The sequence below is a fragment of the Arthrobacter sp. 05T444 genome (assembly GCF_056395905.1).
Map to the genome: position 1 here is coordinate 1 of NZ_JBFTKK010000022.1, position 19,163 is coordinate 19,163.

18 protein-coding genes, 1 tRNA gene and 1 pseudogene are annotated in these 19,163 nt (G+C 65.5%); 12 read left to right on the forward strand and 8 right to left on the reverse strand.

Going from position 1 to position 19,163, the window contains the following annotated elements; all coding sequences use genetic code 11:
• A pseudogene (locus AC1DD3_RS17915) lies at positions 1-158 on the reverse strand (aldehyde dehydrogenase family protein); the annotation flags it as partial.
• A 318-nt stretch (positions 159-476) separates the two neighbouring features.
• Between AC1DD3_RS17915 and AC1DD3_RS17920 the strand changes: the two are divergent.
• A complete protein-coding gene (locus AC1DD3_RS17920) occupies positions 477-1,952 on the forward strand; it encodes an APC family permease (RefSeq protein ID WP_476882196.1) in 1,476 nt (491 codons plus the stop codon).
• Here the strand turns inward: AC1DD3_RS17920 and AC1DD3_RS17925 are convergent.
• The gene (locus tag AC1DD3_RS17925) at positions 1,929-2,603 is read right to left on the reverse strand and encodes an AmiS/UreI family transporter (RefSeq protein ID WP_476882197.1); all 675 of its coding nucleotides are present in this window, start codon (positions 2,601-2,603) and stop codon (positions 1,929-1,931) included. The two genes, AC1DD3_RS17920 and AC1DD3_RS17925, sit on opposite strands and share 24 nt — an antisense overlap.
• A gap of 205 nt (positions 2,604-2,808) precedes the next feature.
• On the opposite strand from AC1DD3_RS17925, the gene gdhA reads away from it, so the two are divergent.
• Complete coding sequence (gdhA, locus tag AC1DD3_RS17930) at positions 2,809-4,146, forward strand: NADP-specific glutamate dehydrogenase (protein WP_476882198.1); 1,338 nt, start codon at positions 2,809-2,811, stop codon at positions 4,144-4,146.
• A gap of 70 nt (positions 4,147-4,216) precedes the next feature.
• Here the strand turns inward: gdhA and AC1DD3_RS17935 are convergent, their stop codons facing one another.
• Positions 4,217-5,176 (reverse strand): AraC-like ligand-binding domain-containing protein, encoded by a 960-nt coding sequence (locus AC1DD3_RS17935; protein ID WP_230119231.1) that lies wholly within the window; start codon positions 5,174-5,176, stop codon positions 4,217-4,219.
• A gap of 127 nt (positions 5,177-5,303) precedes the next feature.
• Positions 5,304-5,900 (reverse strand): TetR/AcrR family transcriptional regulator, encoded by a 597-nt coding sequence (locus AC1DD3_RS17940; protein ID WP_230119232.1) that lies wholly within the window; start codon positions 5,898-5,900, stop codon positions 5,304-5,306.
• A gap of 122 nt (positions 5,901-6,022) precedes the next feature.
• On the opposite strand from AC1DD3_RS17940, the gene AC1DD3_RS17945 reads away from it, so the two are divergent.
• Complete coding sequence (locus AC1DD3_RS17945) at positions 6,023-7,939, forward strand: primary-amine oxidase (protein WP_476882199.1); 1,917 nt, start codon at positions 6,023-6,025, stop codon at positions 7,937-7,939.
• A 10-nt stretch (positions 7,940-7,949) separates the two neighbouring features.
• A complete protein-coding gene (locus tag AC1DD3_RS17950) occupies positions 7,950-8,462 on the forward strand; it encodes a hypothetical protein (protein ID WP_476882200.1) in 513 nt (170 codons plus the stop codon).
• On the opposite strand, the gene AC1DD3_RS17955 is transcribed toward AC1DD3_RS17950, so the two are convergent.
• The gene (locus tag AC1DD3_RS17955; RefSeq protein WP_230119235.1) at positions 8,459-9,010 is read right to left on the reverse strand and encodes a flavin reductase family protein; all 552 of its coding nucleotides are present in this window, start codon (positions 9,008-9,010) and stop codon (positions 8,459-8,461) included. The genes AC1DD3_RS17950 and AC1DD3_RS17955 overlap by 4 nt on opposite strands.
• A 113-nt stretch (positions 9,011-9,123) precedes the next feature.
• Here AC1DD3_RS17955 and AC1DD3_RS17960 point away from each other — a divergent pair, with 113 nt between their 5' ends.
• From AC1DD3_RS17960 to pstB, 5 genes are all read left to right on the forward strand, one after another.
• Complete coding sequence (locus AC1DD3_RS17960) at positions 9,124-9,363, forward strand: hypothetical protein (RefSeq protein ID WP_230119236.1); 240 nt, start codon at positions 9,124-9,126, stop codon at positions 9,361-9,363.
• Between the two features lie 306 nt (positions 9,364-9,669).
• On the forward strand, positions 9,670-10,788 hold the full coding sequence (pstS, locus tag AC1DD3_RS17965; RefSeq protein ID WP_230119237.1) for a phosphate ABC transporter substrate-binding protein PstS: 1,119 nt from the start codon (positions 9,670-9,672) through the stop codon (positions 10,786-10,788).
• A gap of 121 nt (positions 10,789-10,909) precedes the next feature.
• A complete protein-coding gene (gene pstC, locus AC1DD3_RS17970) occupies positions 10,910-11,842 on the forward strand; it encodes a phosphate ABC transporter permease subunit PstC (RefSeq protein ID WP_230119238.1) in 933 nt (310 codons plus the stop codon).
• Entirely contained in the window at positions 11,843-12,952 is a 1,110-nt protein-coding gene (gene pstA / locus AC1DD3_RS17975) for a phosphate ABC transporter permease PstA (RefSeq protein ID WP_230119239.1), read from the forward strand.
• 120 nt (positions 12,953-13,072) lie between these two features.
• Entirely contained in the window at positions 13,073-13,852 is a 780-nt protein-coding gene (pstB, locus tag AC1DD3_RS17980) for a phosphate ABC transporter ATP-binding protein PstB (RefSeq protein ID WP_205655225.1), read from the forward strand.
• A 109-nt stretch (positions 13,853-13,961) separates the two neighbouring features.
• On the opposite strand, the gene AC1DD3_RS17985 is transcribed toward pstB, so the two are convergent.
• The 3 genes from AC1DD3_RS17985 to AC1DD3_RS17995 all read right to left on the reverse strand — a co-directional run bounded on the left by AC1DD3_RS17985 (position 13,962) and on the right by AC1DD3_RS17995 (position 16,512).
• Complete coding sequence (locus tag AC1DD3_RS17985; RefSeq protein ID WP_476882201.1) at positions 13,962-14,978, reverse strand: inorganic phosphate transporter; 1,017 nt, start codon at positions 14,976-14,978, stop codon at positions 13,962-13,964.
• Position 14,979: 1 nt separating this feature from the next.
• Positions 14,980-15,597 (reverse strand): DUF47 domain-containing protein, encoded by a 618-nt coding sequence (locus AC1DD3_RS17990; protein WP_230119241.1) that lies wholly within the window; start codon positions 15,595-15,597, stop codon positions 14,980-14,982.
• Between the two features lie 255 nt (positions 15,598-15,852).
• Positions 15,853-16,512, reverse strand: coding sequence for a hypothetical protein (locus AC1DD3_RS17995; RefSeq protein WP_230119242.1), 660 nt, complete (start codon positions 16,510-16,512; stop codon positions 15,853-15,855).
• Positions 16,513-16,734: 222 nt separating this feature from the next.
• Between AC1DD3_RS17995 and AC1DD3_RS18000 the strand changes: the two genes are divergently transcribed.
• The 3 genes from AC1DD3_RS18000 (at position 16,735) to AC1DD3_RS18010 (ending at position 19,110) form a co-directional block, all read left to right on the forward strand.
• Positions 16,735-16,807 (forward strand) — tRNA-Lys (locus tag AC1DD3_RS18000).
• Positions 16,808-16,949: 142 nt separating this feature from the next.
• On the forward strand, positions 16,950-17,960 hold the full coding sequence (locus AC1DD3_RS18005) for a LacI family DNA-binding transcriptional regulator (protein ID WP_230119243.1): 1,011 nt from the start codon (positions 16,950-16,952) through the stop codon (positions 17,958-17,960).
• Positions 17,961-18,087: 127 nt separating this feature from the next.
• Positions 18,088-19,110, forward strand: coding sequence for a LacI family DNA-binding transcriptional regulator (locus AC1DD3_RS18010; protein WP_476882202.1), 1,023 nt, complete (start codon positions 18,088-18,090; stop codon positions 19,108-19,110).
• The last annotated feature ends 53 nt before the right edge of the window (positions 19,111-19,163 follow it).

Sequence of the window (19,163 nt, forward strand, 5' to 3'; positions counted from 1 at the left end):
GGCTGGGCGGCCGATGCGGCGGCTATGGCCTGCTCCAGGTCCTGGACGCTGTGGACCGGCGCCTCACCGACTGCTTCTCCGGTGGCGGGGTCAAGGATGGTCCGGGTTTCGCCGGACTCCGGGGTGATCGAGGCCAGCAGGGCATCGTAGGTTTCCATGGGGTACTCCACTTCGAGTAGGTCAGGGACCGCAGGCCGGTGTGGCCTGTCAGCGCTGCTTCAAGCGTGCTCCGCCGCACGCCGCGGGTCTTGTCTATCCGCGAAGGGCTGTTGTGCGGGAGCGAACGGAACGGGATCATATGGGTGTGATTGCGCTCAGGAACAAGAACTGATCGCTGCAAGACAAGCCGCAGCCGGAGGCGACTGCCATGCTGGATTTCACGGTGCAGCCCTTGCCAGGCCCCGGCACCCATCCCAAGTTTTGCAGCACATTCCCCCAGCACAATCCCAGCACTCATGACCGTTAAGAAGGATCCAATGAGTATTTCGAATCCCGAATCCCGGACCGCGGAACCCGGTTCCCGCCAGGAACACTCCACTGCACTGCGCGCAGGCAGCATCGGAGTCCTGGGCATTCTGTTCTTTGTCCTGTCCGCGCAGGCCCCGCTGACCGGAATCGTCGGAGCAGCACCCCTGGCTGCAGCGCTCGGCAACGGTGCCGGCGCCCCCGGCGCGTACCTCGTCGTCGGCATTGTCATTGTGATCTTCGCCGTCGGCTTTGTGGCCATGAGCCGGAAGGTGCAGACCAACGGCGCCTTTTACGCCTACGTCACGGCAGCGTTCGGACGCAAGGTCGGTGCCGGGGCGGCGTGGCTTGCCCTGCTGGCCTACAGCACGGTGCAGGCGGCAATGTACGGGCTGTACGGTGCCGCGTTCTCGGGCCTGCTGGCATCGGCCGGGGTGACGCTTCCATGGTGGCTGCTCGCTCTGGTCACCATGGCAGGCGTCCAGGTCCTGGGATCGAAGAACATCGAGCTGGGTGCCCGCGTGCTTGCGGTCCTGGTGGGTCTGGAGGTGGCCATCCTGTTGATGTTCGGATTCTCTGTCCTGTTCCACGGCGGCGGTCCCGAGGGGCTGAACATCGGCGCCTCGTTCGCACCGGAAGCCATCGCCAGCGGGGCTCCGGGAGTCGCCATTATGTTCGCGGTGGCCTCCATGTTCGGCTTCGAATCCACGGCCATCTACTCCGCCGAGGCGAAGGACCCGCACCGGACCGTTGCCCGGGCCACTTATCTCTCCGTAGGCATCATCGCCGTCTTCTTCTCCTTCATCACCTGGATGCTGGTCAGTTTCTACGGTCCGTCACGCGTCGCCGAAGCCGCAGGCGCCGCATTGGAGTCAGGCGACGCCACATCGTTCGTGATCGGCCCGATCGTGGAGATGTTCGGGCCATGGGCCGGGGTGACCGCCGGAGTCCTGCTGGTGACATCCCTGTTGGCCGGCATCATTGCGTTCCATAACGGCATCAACCGGTACCTTCACTCGCTGGCGCTCCGCGGCTCGATGCCCGCCGTCGTGGCCCGGACCAACAGGCACCGCGCCCCGGCCACCGCGGCCTGGATCCAGACCGCGGTCGCCGCCCTGCTCGTCGCGCCGTTTGCGCTGCTGGGAATGGACCCCGTCCTGACCCTTTTCTCGTGGTTCAGCGGCCTTGCCGTGGCAGCGCTGCTGGTGCTGTACATGCTGTGCTCACTCGCCGTCGTCGCCTATTTCCGCCGCGAACGGGTGACCGGACAGCACTGGCAGACACTGCTCGCCCCCGGGATCGCGTCCCTCCTCCTGGCCTGGGTGCTCTACCTGGTGGTCAGCAACTTCACGTCCCTCATCGGCGGAAGCGCCGAAACAGCCGTGGGGCTGCTGGTGGCCGTTCCCGTGATTTTCCTGGCCGGAGTGCTGGTGGAAGTCCGAGTGGAGAAGCGGGTCCGGATCCTAGAGCCTCAGCCCGCCGCGTAACGGGGGAGCGGGGGCGGCCGCGGGGACGGCAGCGGCGCGGGCGGATGGCTGGCGCCCGCGCCACCCGAGGCAGCCAGCCAGCAGCAAAAGCGCCACGATGAAGGCCGCCGCCCCCATCACCGCCTCGGGGTCGGTGGGCCAGTGCCCTGTGATGCCCATGAACGCCGGAACCGTGGCTGACGCCTGGCTGGTGAGGACGAGGGACCACCCAATGAGGGGCGTGAGGCGTTCGAACCCCAGCGCCAGTTGAAGGAAGAACAGCATCCACAGGTAGGTCCAGCAGAGCCAGAGAACGGCCAGAAGAGGATCCTCCCCGGACCAGGCCGCGGAGAGCAGGAGGCCGCATGCGCCCACCATCCCGCAGAACCAGCCGAGGCCTTTGGAGCCGAGCCCCAGCAGGAAATCCAGCCCCACATAGACGTACGTCAGGCCGAAGAGGAACATTCCGGCCGCGCCGAGCAGCAGGGGTGTTCCGCCGGCGTCACCACCGCGGCCGCCGGTAATCCCCAGGTACGTGATGCCCAGGATCAGCTGGATGCTGCCGATGACCAGGCTGAACACGGCGGCGTCCCTGCGGGGGAGCAGCTTCAGCGCTGCGAGCCCGTTGATCAGGAGCGCGGCCCCGGAGAGAAGCAGGCAAATATGGGCCATCAGAAGTCCCCCGCCGGGCCGCAACACCAGGCCATTGTTTTCGTTTCATGGAAATTAGATGTCACAATACGGAGGCTAGTCGAAGACCGATTGGCCATGCGCGGCCCGCGCAGTCACAATTGGATATGTTGAAGTTTCAATAAAAGGATGCCGGTCCGGCGTATGCCGGAGACTTCCCGCGCGCGGTTCGACGTAAGGAATCACCATGGATGCACGGCTCGAGGCCATCAGGGATACCGTCCTGGCCAGAAACCCGGGCGAAGCCGAGTTCCACCAGGCGGTGACCGAGGTGTTTGAAAGCCTGGGCCCCGTCCATGACCGGCACCCCGAGTTCCTCGAAGCCGCCATCCTGGAACGGCTCTGCGAGCCCGAGCGGCAGATCATCTTCCGCGTGCCGTGGACCGACGATGCCGGCCGCGTACAGATAAACCGCGGTTTCCGCGTGGAGTTCAACTCCGCGCTTGGCCCCTACAAGGGCGGTCTGCGCTTCCACCCGTCCGTCTATCTCGGCATCGTGAAGTTCCTCGGCTTCGAGCAGATCTTCAAGAACGCCCTCACCGGCATGCCCATCGGCGGCGGCAAGGGCGGCTCCGATTTCGATCCCCGCGGCCGCAGTGATGCCGAAGTGATGCGGTTCTGCCAGTCGTTCATGACCGAGCTGTACCGCCACATCGGCGAGTACACCGACGTGCCGGCGGGCGACATCGGCGTCGGCGGCCGCGAAATCGGTTATCTCTTCGGTCAGTACAAGCGGATCACCAACCGCTATGAATCAGGCGTCCTGACGGGCAAGGGCATCTCCTGGGGAGGCTCGCTGGTCAGGCCCGAAGCCACCGGTTTCGGCACGGTGATCTTCACCGGCGAGATGCTCAAGACCCGGGGAACGTCCTTCGACGGGCAGCGCGTGGTGGTATCCGGCTCCGGCAACGTGGCGATCAACGTGATCGCGAAAGCGCAGGCACTGGGCGCCGCAGTGGTGGCCTGCTCGGATTCCTCCGGCTACATCGTGGATGAGGCGGGAATAGACGTCGGCCTGCTCCGGCAGGTCAAGGAAGTGGAACGCGGACGCCTCAAGGACTACGTGCTGCGCCGTTCCGGCGTTTCCTACGTGGAGGCCGGCTCGGTGTGGGACGTCGACGCCACAGTCGCACTGCCGTGCGCCACGCAGAACGAGCTCGACGGCGATGCTGCCGCGAGGCTGGTCCGCAACGGGCTGCTCGCCGTCGGTGAGGGTGCCAACATGCCCTCAACCCGTGAAGCCGTGGCGGTGTTCCAGGATGCTGGCGTGCTGTTCGGCCCCGGCAAGGCCGCCAACGCGGGCGGCGTGGCCACGTCGGCGTTGGAGATGCAGCAGAACGCGAGCCGTGACTCGTGGTCCTTCGACCATACGGAACAGCGCCTCACGGACATCATGGTGGGCATTCACCACCGCTGCGCCGCGACTGCGGACGAGTACGGACAACCCGGCAATTACGTGCTGGGCGCGAACATTGCAGGCTTCGTCAAAGTGGCTGATGCCATGCTGGCCCAGGGGCTGATCTAGGGCCTGGGCAGGGTCCCGTATGCGGGACCCGACCGCTGAACCCCGTCCGCCGGGCCGGGAGTTCGGTGGGTCAGGCGCCGCGCCGCCAGTCGCTGGGGGATTCGCCGAAGGCGTCCCGGAAGGTGCGGCTAAAATGCGCTGCGTCCAGGAATCCCCAGCGCGCTGCCACTGCGCCCACTGAGGTTCCGGAATGCAGCGGGTCCCTGAGGTCGCGGCGAACCCGTTCAAGCCGCCGGCTCCGGATCCAGCTGGCAACTGTTGTGCCCGACTCGTGGAAGACGTTGTGCAGGTGGCGCGTCGAAATGAAATGGGCCGCCGCAATGCTGGCCGGTGACAGCTGCGGATCCGCGAGGTTCGTGTCGATGTATTCGCGGACCGATGTCGCCAGCACCATCTGGGGCTTCATGCTGTCCGCGGCCAGGTCCAGTTCCGAATGGAGCATCGTTGACACGAGGTCAAGGGTATTGGCGGCCAGCCGGGAACCGCTGGGGCCGCTGAGCGCCTCGAGATTGCCGGCGAGCTGCGCGATGAACGGTCCCACAATACTGGTCAGCCCGTGCCCGGCGGCCAAGCGGACCGCGGAAAGCTGCCCCACGTAGTCCGGCGGCAGGGACAGCGAGTCGTGCGGGAACATGACCACCATCATCCGGGCCTGCTCTTCGAACGCGAGGGTGTAGGGCCGGTTGGTGTCGTAGATGGCCAGGTCCCCGGGGCGCAGCACGGCCTCGCGGTTGTCCTGGATGAGGAGGCCGGTCCCCTCCAGCTGGAGGTTGAGCTTGAAATAGCGCTGGTCCGACTGCGCCAGGAGGGCCGGTGTGCGGTGGACGCTGTGGGACGTGGACGACACCTCCACGATGCACATGCGGTCCAGAACCCTGGACCGCATGCGGCCGCGGAAGGAGTCGGGGCGGTCCGTCTCCGCGGTCAGCGGCACGAAGGACTGCGCCACGAGATGTCGCCAGTGGTCAAACGACGCGGCCACGTTGGAGGTGAGGTCCTGGCCCACCGGGCGGACTGTTGTTGCAGACATTGGATGTTCCTGACGACGGACGGCCACCTGAATTTCGGTCCCCAGACTGTGTCCTGGAACACAGTCATTTCAGGTTAGCGCCGAAATTCCGCCGTGTCATCTTTTTTCGACGCATGTCGAAAAAAGATCAGTTCTTCGCCTCCAGGAGAGTCAGGAACGCCTCCAGCTGTTCGCTCAACCCCGGATCTACCTGCCCTTCGGGGGCCAGGGCGGCGGCGATCTGCGCGCCCAGCAGCATGTTCAGGAGGTGGCCGGCCACCGCCGCGTCGTCGACGGCGGCACTGACGGTTCCGTACTCCCGCGCCTGCGCCAGGTACTCCAGAATCGCCGCGTGCCACTGCTCCATGGACTCCCGGTGGATGGCGGCCTTTTCCGGATCGTTGATGGCTTTTTGCCAAAAGGGAATGACAATCCGCGCTTCACTGACGCGTTCGGAGTCCAGTGGCAGCACCTCAACACAGAAGGCCCGCAGCGCCGGGATGCCGGTCTTGCCTGCGGTCACTTCCCCGATGCGTTCATTGGTCCGGTTGAAGACGTGGCCGAAGGCGAACGTCAGCAGGGTGTCCTTGGTGGGGAAGTACGGTTTCAGGGCGCCGTTCGCGAACCCGGCCTCGAGTGCGATCTCCCTCATGGTGGCGCCTTCAATGCCCAGCCGGGCGATGATCCGCCAGGTCGCATCCACCAGCTCCAGACGCCGTTCATCATGGTCAACAATCTTTGGCACGCTGCCGCTCCCCGGAAATATGTGGCATCTGGCTATTGTGAGCCATCTTACGGACGGTTATTCTCTACAACTATAGAAAATAAAAATCCCGACCGAACCACGGTCCCGGACAAAGGTCGCTCATGACACTCGCACCAGCTGACACAGCCACCCAGTACCGCCTGGCAACGGGCACTGAAATCACCGACGTCCAGGGCATCCTCCGCGCCGGGGGACTTCTTGGTCCGGAGAAGCGCATAGCGTACCTCGGCCCGCTGGATCCGGCCCGGGGCGCGGCTCCGGATACCCAGGACCGGCGCTTCCGCGTCTTCATCCATGATGTGTCCGGCGGACGACCCCTGGATGTCACGGTCTCCGCCACGAGCGGCACGGTGACCGCCGCCGTCGAACTCGACACCGCCGCCACGGGCGAACTGCCCGTCCTGGAAGAGGAGTTTGAAGTCGTTGAGGAACTGCTGGCATCTGACGAGCGCTGGCTGGCCGCGCTTGCGGCCAGGGGCCTTGACGTCGCCAAGGTCCGCGTCGCGCCGCTCTCCGCAGGCGTCTTCGAGTACCCCGATGAAAAAGGACGCCGCATCCTCCGCGGCCTGGCTTTCGTGCAGGAGTTTCCGGAGGACAGCGCCTGGGCGCACCCCGTTGACGGACTGGTTGCCTACGTGGACGTCGTCAGCAAAACCGTGACGCAGGTGCTGGACACCGGAGTGGTCCCCGTTCCGGCAGAGCACGGCAACTTCACCGACCCGGAGCTCACCGGACCGCTTCGCACGTCCCAGAAACCCATCAGCATCACGCAGCCGGAGGGACCCAGCTTTACCGTCGCGGGCGGAAACCATGTTGAGTGGGAAAAGTGGAGCGTCGATGTCGGCTTCGATGTCCGCGAGGGCGTGGTGCTGCACAACATTGCGTTCCAGGATGGCGACCGCAAGCGGCCCATCATCAACCGCGCATCCATTGCCGAGATGGTGGTTCCCTACGGCGACCCGTCGCCCATCCGGTCCTGGCAGAACTACTTCGACACCGGTGAATACCTGGTGGGCCAGTACGCCAATTCGCTCGAACTGGGCTGTGACTGCCTCGGCGACATCACCTACCTCAGCCCCGTGATCAGCGACGCGTTCGGCAACCCGCGCGAAATCCGAAACGGCATCTGCATGCACGAGGAGGACTGGGGCATCCTGGCCAAGCACAGCGACCTTTGGTCAGGCATCAACTACACCCGCCGGAACCGCCGACTGGTCATTTCCTTCTTCACCACCATCGGCAACTACGATTACGGCTTCTACTGGTACCTCTACCTCGACGGCACCATCGAGTTCGAGGCCAAGGCCACCGGCGTCGTTTTCACGAGCGCGTACCCGGAGGGCGGCTCGGACAATATCTCGCAGCTGGCGCCGGGCCTGGGCGCCCCCTTCCACCAGCACCTTTTCAGCGCCCGGCTGGACATGGCAATCGACGGGTTCACCAACAGGGTGGAAGAAGAGGATGTAGTCCGTCAGGCCATCGGGGAGGGCAACGAGCGGGGCAACGCCTTCTCGCGGAGGCGGACCCTGCTGGCCCGGGAGTCCGAAGCCGCCCGTGAAGCTGACGCCCGCAGCGGCCGGACCTGGGTCATTTCCAACCCGGGCTCAAGGAACCGCCTGGGGGAGCCCGTGGGCTACAAGCTCCACACCGAGGCTCAGCCGACCCTCCTGGCTGATCGCGACTCCTCCATCGCCAAGCGTGCGGCATTTGCCACGAAGGACCTGTGGGTGACCCGCTTCGCGGAAGACGAGCGGTACCCCACCGGCGACTTCGTGAACCAGCATGCCGGAGGAGCGGGCCTGCCCGCCTACATTGCCCAGGATCGGGACATCGACGGCCAGGACATTGTTGTCTGGCACACCTTCGGACTTACCCATTTCCCGCGGCCCGAAGACTGGCCGATCATGCCCGTGGATACGGTGGGGTTCAAGCTGCGGCCGGAGGGCTTCTTCGACCGCAGCCCGGTCCTGGACGTTCCCGCTTCAGCCCAGGCAGCCGGCGGCCACTGCCATGGTTAGCAGCTAGCTCATGACACCGATTCAGGCATGGGGCCGGGCAGCCGGGCCCAGGCTCCACTCGCGGATGTGCGCCGCCGTGACGGCCGGCTCCTGCCTCCTCCACTCGCGGATGTGCGCCGCCGTGACGGCCGGCTCCTGCCTCCTCCACCTGTGGCTGGTCGCCGGCAACCACCATGCGCTGTGGCTGAACCTCTCGATGCTGGCCATGGTTGCCGTATGCCTGCCGTGTTCGGTGCACATCTGGCGACACGTCCGCGTCGGCACACTCCACCGCGTCATGGCCTCCGCCCTGGCGATGGCGCTCCTCCACGCTGTCCCGCTCCTCGCCGCGGGACCGGCCAGCCACAGCCACGGAACGGCGGCGGCCGTCGGAGCCGCCGGCATCGCCGGAACCGAGGCCTTTGCGGAAACTGCCGCAGCCCCCTCGGCTTCGCTGGGTGTCATCGCCCTGGAGATTACGACGGCGCTGCTCGCCGCCACCCTCGTCGCCCGGCTGCGCCGTGGTCAGGTCGCATGCGTTTAGGGTGCCAGGCGGTGGTACTGGGAGCCGAAATGGATGAGCGGATCCACGGCCTCGGCCGCTGCAGCATCACTGCCCATGGCCAGGACCTCGCCCACAACGAGCAGGTGCGTGGCGGCCGGATGGGTCGCAACAGTCCGCAGTTCGAAGTAGGCGAGCGCTCCGTTGAGGATCGCCGATCCGGTGGCGGGACCCCGGCGGTAGGGAACCTGGGCGAGCATCCCCTGTAGCGGAATCCCGGGACTGGCCAGCCAGTTCGCGGCGCCCTGATGCTTGCCGGACAGCAGGCTCAGTGCCCACGTTCCCGCCTCCGCCACCGCCTCGCCGATCCGGGACTCCGCATAGAGGCTGACCAGCAGGGTCGGCGGATCGTAGGAGACGGAGAGGAAGGCGCTCACCGTGGCTGCGTAATCGCGGTTCCGCAGGGACGTGGAAACGACGGCCACGCCGGCCGCGATGTCGGCGCTGAGCCTGCGGTACAGATCAATGTCCGCGTCCGACGGCGGCCCGCCGGCCAGGCGATGGGCGTCCAGGTCTCCGGGGGTCTCCATAACGCACATCGTGCCACGCGGCGGCCACGCCTGCACCCGTTCTCTGCAGGGAAGGCTGCTGATCACCAGAGCTGCATCTTTCACCGGCACGAGCACAGTGGGAGCATGCAACCATGAGCGAAAACACAGAACCCAGGCCGGAAAACCCCACTGCGGATCAGCCCAGCACTGAACGGCCAGGCACTGATCAGGCCGGTCCTGACGGCGAGGAAAAGAAGGCACCCGCCGAACGCCATGACGATCACAGCGCACCGTCCACGCACCAAACGCGCACCGTGGGCCAGCGGCGCCGGGATTCAGAAGAGAAGCTCCAGCAGCACCAGAAGGACGCCCGCGACAAGCCGGAACACTGAGCCCGGGCCCACGCTCCGGGCCGGCACGCCACTGCTGTACCTGCCCTGCATCACAAAACCCCTTCCCAAATTTAGCCGTGGCGCAATGCGACGCCCGACCCACTACGACTGAGGCGCGTCCAGCGCAATGGGGACCCTGCATGTGTAAGCCAATATGCCGCCGTCGTTAATCCTCCGTTCACCTTGGACCCCAATACTCGTTACCTGGGACCCCTAACTTCAATGAAGGTACACAACGTACGCAGCTCCCAATCCGAACGTCTCCGGTTCGGATCGCATCAGAAACCCTGGAAGGGGTACACCCAAGTGAAGGCACTCCGCTTCGGCCGCCACGCGGCAATCGCTGTCATCGCCGCTGGCGCACTCGCGCTCACAGCCTGCGGTTCAGACAACGCCACGAATTCCCCGGCAGGCACCCAGTCCGCTGCCGGCACCAAGGTCACCGGCACCCTGACCGGCATCGGCTCCTCCGCGCAGGGCGCGGCCATGGACGTCTGGAAGACCAACTTCGCCACCGCAAACCAGGGCGCCACCGTGCAGTACTCCCCGGACGGTTCCGGCGCAGGCCGCAAGGCCATCATTGACGGCTCGGCGCAGTTCGCCGGTTCCGATGCCTACCTTAAGGACGAGGAACTCACCAAGGCCAAGGACCAGTGCGGCCCGGACGGCGCCATCGAGGTCCCCGTCTACATCTCGCCGATCGCCATCGCCTTCAACGTGCCGGATGTTACGGACCTGAAGCTGGATGCCTCCACCGCGGCCAAGATCTTCCGCGGCGAGATCGCCAAGTGGAATGACCCGGCAATCGCCGCCATGAACCCGGACGCCAAGCTTCCGGACCTCAAGGTCACCCCGGTCAGCCGCTCTGACGACTCCGGCACCACCAAGAACTTCACCGAGTACCTCTCCGCTGCGGCTCCCGACGTCTGGAAAGACAAGGCTGACGGCGTGTGGCCCGCTTCGCTGAAGGGCGAGAACGCCAAGGGCACCTCCGGCGTCGTCAAGACCGTCACCGACACCCCCGGCGCTGTCACCTACGCCGATGACTCCGCTGTCGGCGGCAAGCTGGGCACCGCCGAGATGAAGGTCGGCTCCGAGTTCGTCAAGATCTCCCCGGAAGCCGCCTCCAAGGCTGTGGACCTCGGCAAGGCTGTCGAGGGCCGCGGGGCCAACGACGGTGCCATCAAGCTGGACCGCACCACCACGGAATCCGGCGCCTACCCGGTAGTCCTGGTGTCGTACCACATTCTCTGCAGCACCTACGCCAAGCAGGAAACCGTCGATCTGGTCAAGGCCTTCGAGAAGTACGTACTCTCCGAAGAGGGCCAGAAGGCCGCTGCCGAGTCCGCCAAGTCGGCTCCGCTGTCCTCCACCCTGGCCGAAAAGGCCGTCAAGTCGGTCGAGTCCATCAAGGTCAAGTCGTAAGGTTTGACCCAAACGGCCGAGTTCCCCGCCCCGCCGCAAGGCAGGGCGGGGAACTTAGCCGTGTAATCCGCAGCTTCGAAAAGTTCCGCACTCCCGCAACATCAACACCGAAGGGCCAGGTATGACCACCACCTCCCTGACCAACCCCCAGGGCGCAGGACGTGCCGGGGATAAAGTCTTCTCAGGGGCCGCCTTGGCAGCAGGGTGCCTGATCCTCGCCGTGCTGTTTGGCGTTGCGCTGTTCCTCGTCATCCAGGCCATCCCGGCGTTCACTGCCCCTGCGGAGGACATCCAGGGCGGCCAGGGGTTCTTCGCCTATATCTGGCCGATCGTCGTGGGCACCCTTATCGCCGCCATCATCGCCCTGGTCATCGCCACCCCCGTGGCCATCGGCGTCGCGCTCTTTATCTCGCACTATGCCCCGCGCAGACTGGCCTCGGGACTTGGCTATGTGGTGGACCTCCTGGCCGCCATTCCGTCGGTCATCTACGGCGCATGGGGTGCCGCCTTCCTGGCCAAGGAAATCGCGCCTGCCTACGACTGGCTCGCGAAAAACCTCGGCTGGCTGCCCATCTTCCACGGACCGGCTTCCTCCACAGGCAAGACCATCCTGACGGCGGGAATCGTGCTGTCCGTCATGGTCCTGCCCATCATCACGTCGCTGACCCGCGAGATCTTCCTGCAAACCCCCAAACTGCACGAAGAGGCCGCCCTTGCTTTGGGCGCCACGCGCTGGGAAATGATCAAGATGGCAGTCCTGCCCTTCGCCCGCCCCGGCATCATCAGCGCGGTTATGCTGGGCCTCGGACGCGCCCTCGGCGAGACCATGGCCGTTGCGCTGGTGCTCTCCTCCGGTGCTCTCACCGCCAGCCTGATCCAGTCCGGCAACCAGACCATCGCCGCCGAGATCGCGCTGAACTTCCCCGAAGCGGGAGGCCTGAAAGTCGCCACCCTGATCGCCGCCGGGCTGGTCCTGTTCGTGATCACCCTGGGCGTGAACATGGTTGCCCGCTGGATCATCACCCGGCACAAAGAATTCTCGGGAGCAAACTAAATGACCTCCACCCTGACCCCGGCCCGCAAGCGGTCCGCACTCACCAAGGGCCAGTTGCCAAAATTCGCCCCGTACGCCGTCCTGGCCGTAGCGCTGGTCCTCGGGGCGGCCATCCTCGCGCTGATCGGCTTCAACGCCTTCGGCTGGGGCATCGTCTCCGCCATCCTCTTCGCCGCTGGTCTGGTGGGCTGGAGCGCGGCCGTGGAAGGCTCCCGCAAGGCCAAGGACAAACTCGCCACATGCCTCGTGGTGGGCTCCTTCCTGATCGCGCTGCTCCCGCTCATCTCCGTCATCTGGACCGTCCTGGTCAACGGCATCCCGGGCATCATCACCCCCGGATTCCTCGGCACGTCGATGAACGGCGTCACCGGTGTCTATGACAACAAGGCCGTGGAGGGCGGCGCACCCGTCCTTGGCGGCATCTACCACGCGCTGCTCGGCACGGTGCAGATCACCCTGCTGGCCACGGTCATTTCCGTGCCGGTGGGCCTCCTCACCGCCATCTACCTCGTGGAGTACGGCAACGACCGTTCCGTGGCCCGCGCCATCACCTTCTTCGTAGACGTCATGACCGGCATCCCTTCGATCGTGGCAGGGCTCTTTGCCGCCGCCTTCTTCTTCGCCGTGGTAGGCCCCGGCACCAAAACCGGTGCCGTCGCCGCCGTCGCGCTTTCCGTGCTGATGATCCCCGTGGTGGTCCGCTCCAGCGAGGAAATGCTCAAGATCGTCCCCAACGAGCTCCGCGAGGCCGCCTACGCCCTCGGCGTCCGCAAATGGCGGACCATCCTCAAGGTGGTCATCCCGACGGCGATTTCCGGCATCGCATCCGGCGTCACCCTGGCGATCGCCCGCGTGATCGGCGAGACCGCCCCCATCCTGGTGACTGCAGGATTCGCCACCAGCATCAACAACAACGTGTTCGGCGGCTGGATGGCCTCCCTGCCCACGTTCATCTATACGCAGATCCTGAACCCCACCTCGCCGTCCAACCCGGACCCCTCCTCGCAGCGGGCCTGGGGCGCCGCCCTGGTGCTCATCATCCTGGTGATGCTCCTGAACCTCGGCGCGCGCCTGATTGCCAGGGTCTTCGCCCCGAAGACCGGCCGCTAGGCGGGCCTTCCGGCCATCCCGCCGCGGAGCTTTACCCTGCGAACCGTTCCCCGGCCGGCCGTTTCCCGCCGGGCCGCCGGGACCTAGACTTCAATCCATACCAGCAAGTTAAGGAACATCATGTCCAAGCGCATCGACGTCAAAGACCTGAACGTCTACTACGGCAACTTCCTGGCCGTCGAGGACGTCAGCATCAACATCGAAGCCAAGTCCGTTACGGCGTTCATCGGCCCCTCCGGCTGCGGCAAGTCCACCTTCCTGCGGACGCTCAACCGCATGCACGAGGTCCTTCCGGGTGCCCGCGTCGAGGGCGAAGTCCTGCTCGACGGCGACAACCTGTACGGCCCGGGCGTGGACCCCGTCACGGTGCGCTCCCAGATCGGCATGGTCTTCCAGCGGCCCAACCCGTTCCCCACCATGTCCATCCGGGACAATGTGCTGGCCGGCGTGAAGCTGAACAACCAGAAGATCTCCAAGGGCGAGGCTGATGCCCTCGTGGAACGCTCGCTCCAGGGCGCCAACCTGTGGAACGAAGTCAAGGACCGGCTGGAAAAACCCGGCTCGGGCCTGTCCGGCGGCCAGCAGCAGCGCCTGTGCATCGCCCGTGCCATCGCCGTGGAACCGCAGGTGATCCTCATGGATGAGCCGTGCTCCGCTCTGGATCCGATTTCCACCCTGGCCGTTGAGGACCTTATCAACGAGCTGAAGGACCAGTACACCGTGGTGATCGTGACCCACAACATGCAGCAGGCAGCGCGCGTGTCCGACCGGACGGCGTTCTTCAACATTGCCGGTACCGGCAAGCCGGGCAAGCTCATCGAGTTCGCCGAGACGAGCACCATCTTCAACAACCCCAGCAACAAGGCCACGGAAGACTACGTCTCCGGCCGCTTCGGATAAACCCCTTCGCGCAGCTAAGCGACTTCGCGGCGGCCACGCCGCCCGCTAAACACCCATCGGTTGTTCCGTGACTGGCCAAGTGAACAGTTACGGAGCAGCCGATGCGCGGTTAAGCCCCGGTGAGCGGAGAGAGCGCAAGCGCCAGCACGAATGCTCCGGCTGCCGTGGCAGCGGGGGTCAGGACCCACAGCGAGAGGATCTGCGCCACGAGCCTCCGGTGCGTTCCGGACACGTGCTGGTTTTCCCCTGCACCGAGCACCCCTGACGTGACGGTGTGCGTGGTGGAGATGGGCCAGTGGAGCCCGATAGCTCCGATGAAGAGCAGGATGGCGCTGAAGCCCTGCGCAACCACCCCGCGGAGCGGATCTATCCGAATGAGCTTGTATCCCACCGTGTGGCAGATCCGCCAGCCCCCGAACAGCGTGCCGACGGCGATCATGACCGCCGAGAGCATCACTACCCAGAACGGGACCGAACCGCCGTCGCCGTACCCCGCCGCCAGGGTGGCCAGGAGGAGGACGGCGCTGACACGCTGACCGTCCTGGAGTCCGTGGCCGAACGCGACGGCGCCCGCAGCTATTGACTGGGCAGCGCGGAAACGCTGATTGACGACGCTCGGCTGCGCATACCGGGCTGCCCACGTGACAGGGAAGACCAGCAGGTAGGCGCCAATGAACGCGATGACCGGGGAGAGGGCCAGCGGGAGCACCACCTGGAACAGGAGAGACTGATCCACGCCGCTTACGGAGTTTCCACCCACCAGCACACTCGCGGTTCCGGCGCCGGCCAACCCGCCAACCAGTGCATGGGTGGAGGACGAGGGCACACCCCGCCACCAAAGGAGCAGGCCCCAGATGCAGGCGCTGGCCAGCCCTGCCACGAGGACAGTGAGACCGCTGTCGCCCTGCGGCAGAGTTACCCAGTTTTGGCTGATGGCCACCGCCAGGCCGGCACTCAGCAAGGCGCCCACGAAGTTGAAGACGGCCGCCAGCAGCACCGCGACAGTTGGCGTCAGAGCACGGGTCCGGACGGCCACGGCCACGGAGTTGGAGACGTCCCTGAAGCCGTTAATGAAGGCGAAAGCCGCGGCAAGAACCACCACAAGCCCGAAGATGAACGCCGTCACCTTATGATTCCTTGACGATGATGCTGCCTACCTGGGTGGCGATGCGCCGCATGTCCTTGGTGACATCCACCAGCTGGTTGGCGATGTCCCTGTTCCGGGCATACTGCGCGGACTTCATGTCCTTCAGCATGTCCGCCACCCAGACCCGGTGCGTCCGTTCAGCACGTTTGGCCAGCCGCACGATCTCGATCCAGTAGTCCTCAAGTTCGTCCAGGTCATTCAGCCGGCGCATGGCGTCCGCTGTGAGCTCGGCCTGGCGGCTGATGATCTCCAGCTGATCCGCCGCGCGCTTCGGAAGCCGGTCCAGCTTGTACAGCGCCACCAGTTCAGCGGCGGCGTCCAGCCTCTCCATGGCCTCATTGAGGCACAGGGACAGCCCGTACATGTCCTCGCGCGGGAGCGGGTTTACAAAACTGGTCCGCATGTGGGTCAGCAGGGCGAAGTGCAGTTCGGCGGACTTGGCCTCGTGGTTGTGCATGTCGTCCACGAGCCGGTCATGCTCGCTGGCCGGCGCGCCCAGGATTTCCGCCATGGTGGCACTCGCGAAGACAATCTGCCGGGCCAGCTGCGAAAGGAGGTTCAGCCCCGCGGGCTCCTGGGGAAAAAGGCGCAGCTTCATGAGTACCGGTCTCCGGAGGATCGTCAGGGCGGGGAACCGCGGCCCGTATGACTTGACGCCGGCCCGCAGCTAGTCAGTACTTTACCGGCAGCTGCATCCGGGCATGAAAATGGTGCCGAACCGGATACGCCTCTCGGCGGTAGGCCGCTCTAGGCGGCTAAATGTTGAAGCCCGGGGGTTTCGCGGCTCGGCACCAGTTTCAGTGTTCTACTTTGGCGGGACCAAGTCAACATTGACAGATCCGGTCCGATGGGGTCAGTCCAGCTCGCCCAGCCGCCACGCATTGGCTGCATGTTCAAGATCCTCGGCGGTCTTCACCAGCAGGTGCGAATTCCGCGTCAGCTTGCGTGCGTGGCTCTCGTTGCTGTGGTCCGCACCGTCGGCCAGGGTGGCCTGTCCCAGCGCAACAACCCGGCAGAAGGCGGCCGAACGCTCCAGCGCGACATCGAAGTCGCCGTCGAATGCTCCGGACAAGATGGCATCAGCCATGGTCTTCATTTCGTCGGCCCCTGGCGGCTCAGCGGCTCCCGCCACGACGTTGGAGACCTGGGCCGTGTCCTTGCCTGCCTTGAAGTAGACCGAGATGCGTTCGGGGTCCTGGACCGTCGCCGCGCGTAGGGCGTACAGCCGCCACAGGGCGCCCGGCAGCGAGCGTGCAGGGCTTTCGGCCCACATCTCGGCGATGGCTTCGAGGCCCTGCTCGTCGGCCAGCTTCACGAGGCGGCTGGTGATGACGGGATCGTCGCTGTCGCGGCCGTGGCGCACCAGCGCCTGGGCCGCCAGGTGGGCCGCTTCGGAGACCCGTGCCGGATCCGCACCGCCCGCGAAAGGCTCAAAATCAATGGGCGCAAAAGGCTTCGGTTTGTGGTGCCGCTCCGCCCCGCCCGGACCGCTGGTTCCTGCTTTCTCGCTCATGGTCCCACGCTACTCCTGTGCCGGACGGTAATCGAGCGCGGGGTTTTGGCCCCCCGGGGGCAGCGTCGCGGCCGCAGGCGGGACAGAATTGAAAACGACGGCGGCGGCGGCAGGCCCGTCAGTAAGGCGCCGCGGACTGCGGTACAGTATTAAACGTCCAGAAATGGACTGGAACTGACACGCGTCTTGTGTGCCGCTGGCACGCGCTTCAACGGTCAGTTTGGGCCTTTAGCTCAGTTGGTAGAGCATCGGACTTTTAATCCGTGGGTCGTGGGTTCGAGCCCCACAGGGCCCACTCTTTTAGCGAAGAGTGGAAAGTCCCCGGTTCCCTGGCAACAGGAAACCGGGGACTTTTTGTTTGCCCTCTTTGTGCCTTCTTTCTGCCTTCGGCGGGTGCCTATTCGTGCTTGTGCCGCCGAGTCGCGCAGAATAAGCCCATGACGAAAAGCAACGCGCGGCTGCCGCGGCTTGAGGATGTGGCGGAACTCGCCGGGGTCTCGCACCAGACAGTGTCCCGCGTGATCAACAACCACCCCAACGTCAGCAAGGCCACGCGCGAGCGGGTCGAAGCGGCCGTTGCCGAACTGGGTTACCGGCGCAACACGGCGGCGCGGAGTCTGGTCACCCGACGCTCCCAGACCATCGGCGTCCTGGCCAGCGAGCTCTCCCAGTACGGTCCTGCCAATACGCTGCTGGGGGTTGAACAGGCGGCCCGGAACGCCGGCTACTTCGTCAGTATCGCGGCGCTGAAGTCCGTCAGCCGTGAATCCATTTTCGACGCCGTCAGGCACTTCATGGACCAGTCCGTCGACGGCATCGTGGTGAGCGTGCCCCACTCCGAAACCCTGCTCGCCCTCGCGGAACTGAAGCTCGGTGTACCGGTAGTGGCGGTCGGTTCGCTGGGAAACGACGCCGTGAGCGGCGCCATGGTGGACCAGACGCGGGGGGCCGAACTCGCCGTCGGGCATCTAATTGACCTGGGCCACCGGCGGATCGGGCACGTCGCCGGACCGCAGGACTGGATCGACGGTGTAGCGAGGGCCGAGGCCTGGAGCGCCGCCCTGCGTACCGCGGGCCTTGAGGACGATCTCCTGATGACTGGTGACTGGAGCGCCGGCAGCGGCTACGAGATCGGCAGGAAGCTCGCCGCGGAACGCACCGCCACCGCGATTTTCGTGGGGAACGACCAGATGGCGCTTGGCCTGCTGCGCGCCTTCAATGAGGCCGGAGTCCGCGTGCCCGAGGACGTCTCCGTGGTCGGCTTCGATGACCAGCCCGAGGCGGGCTACTTCACGCCGCCGCTCACCACGGTCCGCCAGGACTTCGAGGAGCTCGGCCGGCGCTGCATGGATCTGATGCTGACCGCTATCGGGGACGGCGACGGCGTAAGCGCCACGGTGGTGGAGCCCGAGTTGGTGGTGCGGCGCAGTACCTCTGCCCCCGCCTGATCGCCGCACTCCAGCCCAATCCGCCCGGCTGATCGCCCCCGTCTGATCCGCCCCGGCAGAAATTTCCGGCGTCCCAAATGCACCCGGGCTGGTAAGCTGATTGTTAGCGCTAACGTCGGGGGTGGGAATGTCACTGGGTTCAGAGATCAGGCGTCCCCCCGTGATGGAGGACGTGGCCAAACTGGCCGGCGTTTCACACCAGACTGTCTCGCGCGTCCTCAACGCCCATCCGAACGTCAGCACGGTAACCCGCGACCGGGTCGAAAAGGCCATCGCAGAGTTGGGCTATCGCCGCAACACGGCAGCGCGCAGCCTGGTCACGAGAAGGTCCCAGACCATCGGCGTTCTGGGCAGTGACATGTCCCATTACGGTCCGGCCAATACGCTCCTGGGGGTGCAGCAGGCAGCGCGGGACAAGGGCTATTTCGTCAGCATGGCCAGCCTTGACGAAGTCACTTCGGCCGCGATCAAGGACGCCCTCGAATACTTCATGATGCAGTCAGTGGACGGCATCGTCGTCATCGTGCCCCACGAGACAATGTTTGAATCGCTGAGCACCATCAGCATGGCTGTCCCGCTGGTGGCTGTGGGCTTCGGCGTTGGCGAGCGGCTGAGCGTCGCCGCGGTGAACCAGCGGATGGGTGCCAGCCTCGCCGTGCAGCACCTGATGGACCTTGGCCATACAGCCATCGCGCATGTTTGCGGGCCGCCGGACTGGATCGACGCAGCCGCCCGCATTGACGGCTGGCGGCGTACTCTGGCCCAGGCAGGGCTGCCCGACTCCGTGCTGATCCGAGGCGACTGGAGCGCCGAAAGCGGTTACCGGGCCGGGCTTGAACTTGCGGCCGCCGGCAACGTCACCGCCGTTTTCGCGGCCAATGACCAGATGGCGCTTGGCGCCCTGCGTGCCTTTAGCGAGGCCGGCCTTCGCGTACCGCTGGACATCAGTGTTGTGGGTTACGACGACCAGCCTGAGGCCGCCTATTTGGTCCCGCCCCTGACCACTGTCAATCAGGGGTTCAAGGAACTCGGAGCCCGCTGCATGCAGATGCTTCTCTTCGATATGGCCAACGGCCATTCCGGTGCGTCGTCAGTCGTGAGCCCAAGGCTTGTGGTTCGCTCCACCACTGCGTCACCGTCCGGACCGTGAGCGTCCGGCTGGATAGGCGCCGCCGATCCAGCTGATCAATTCCCGCCTTTGCT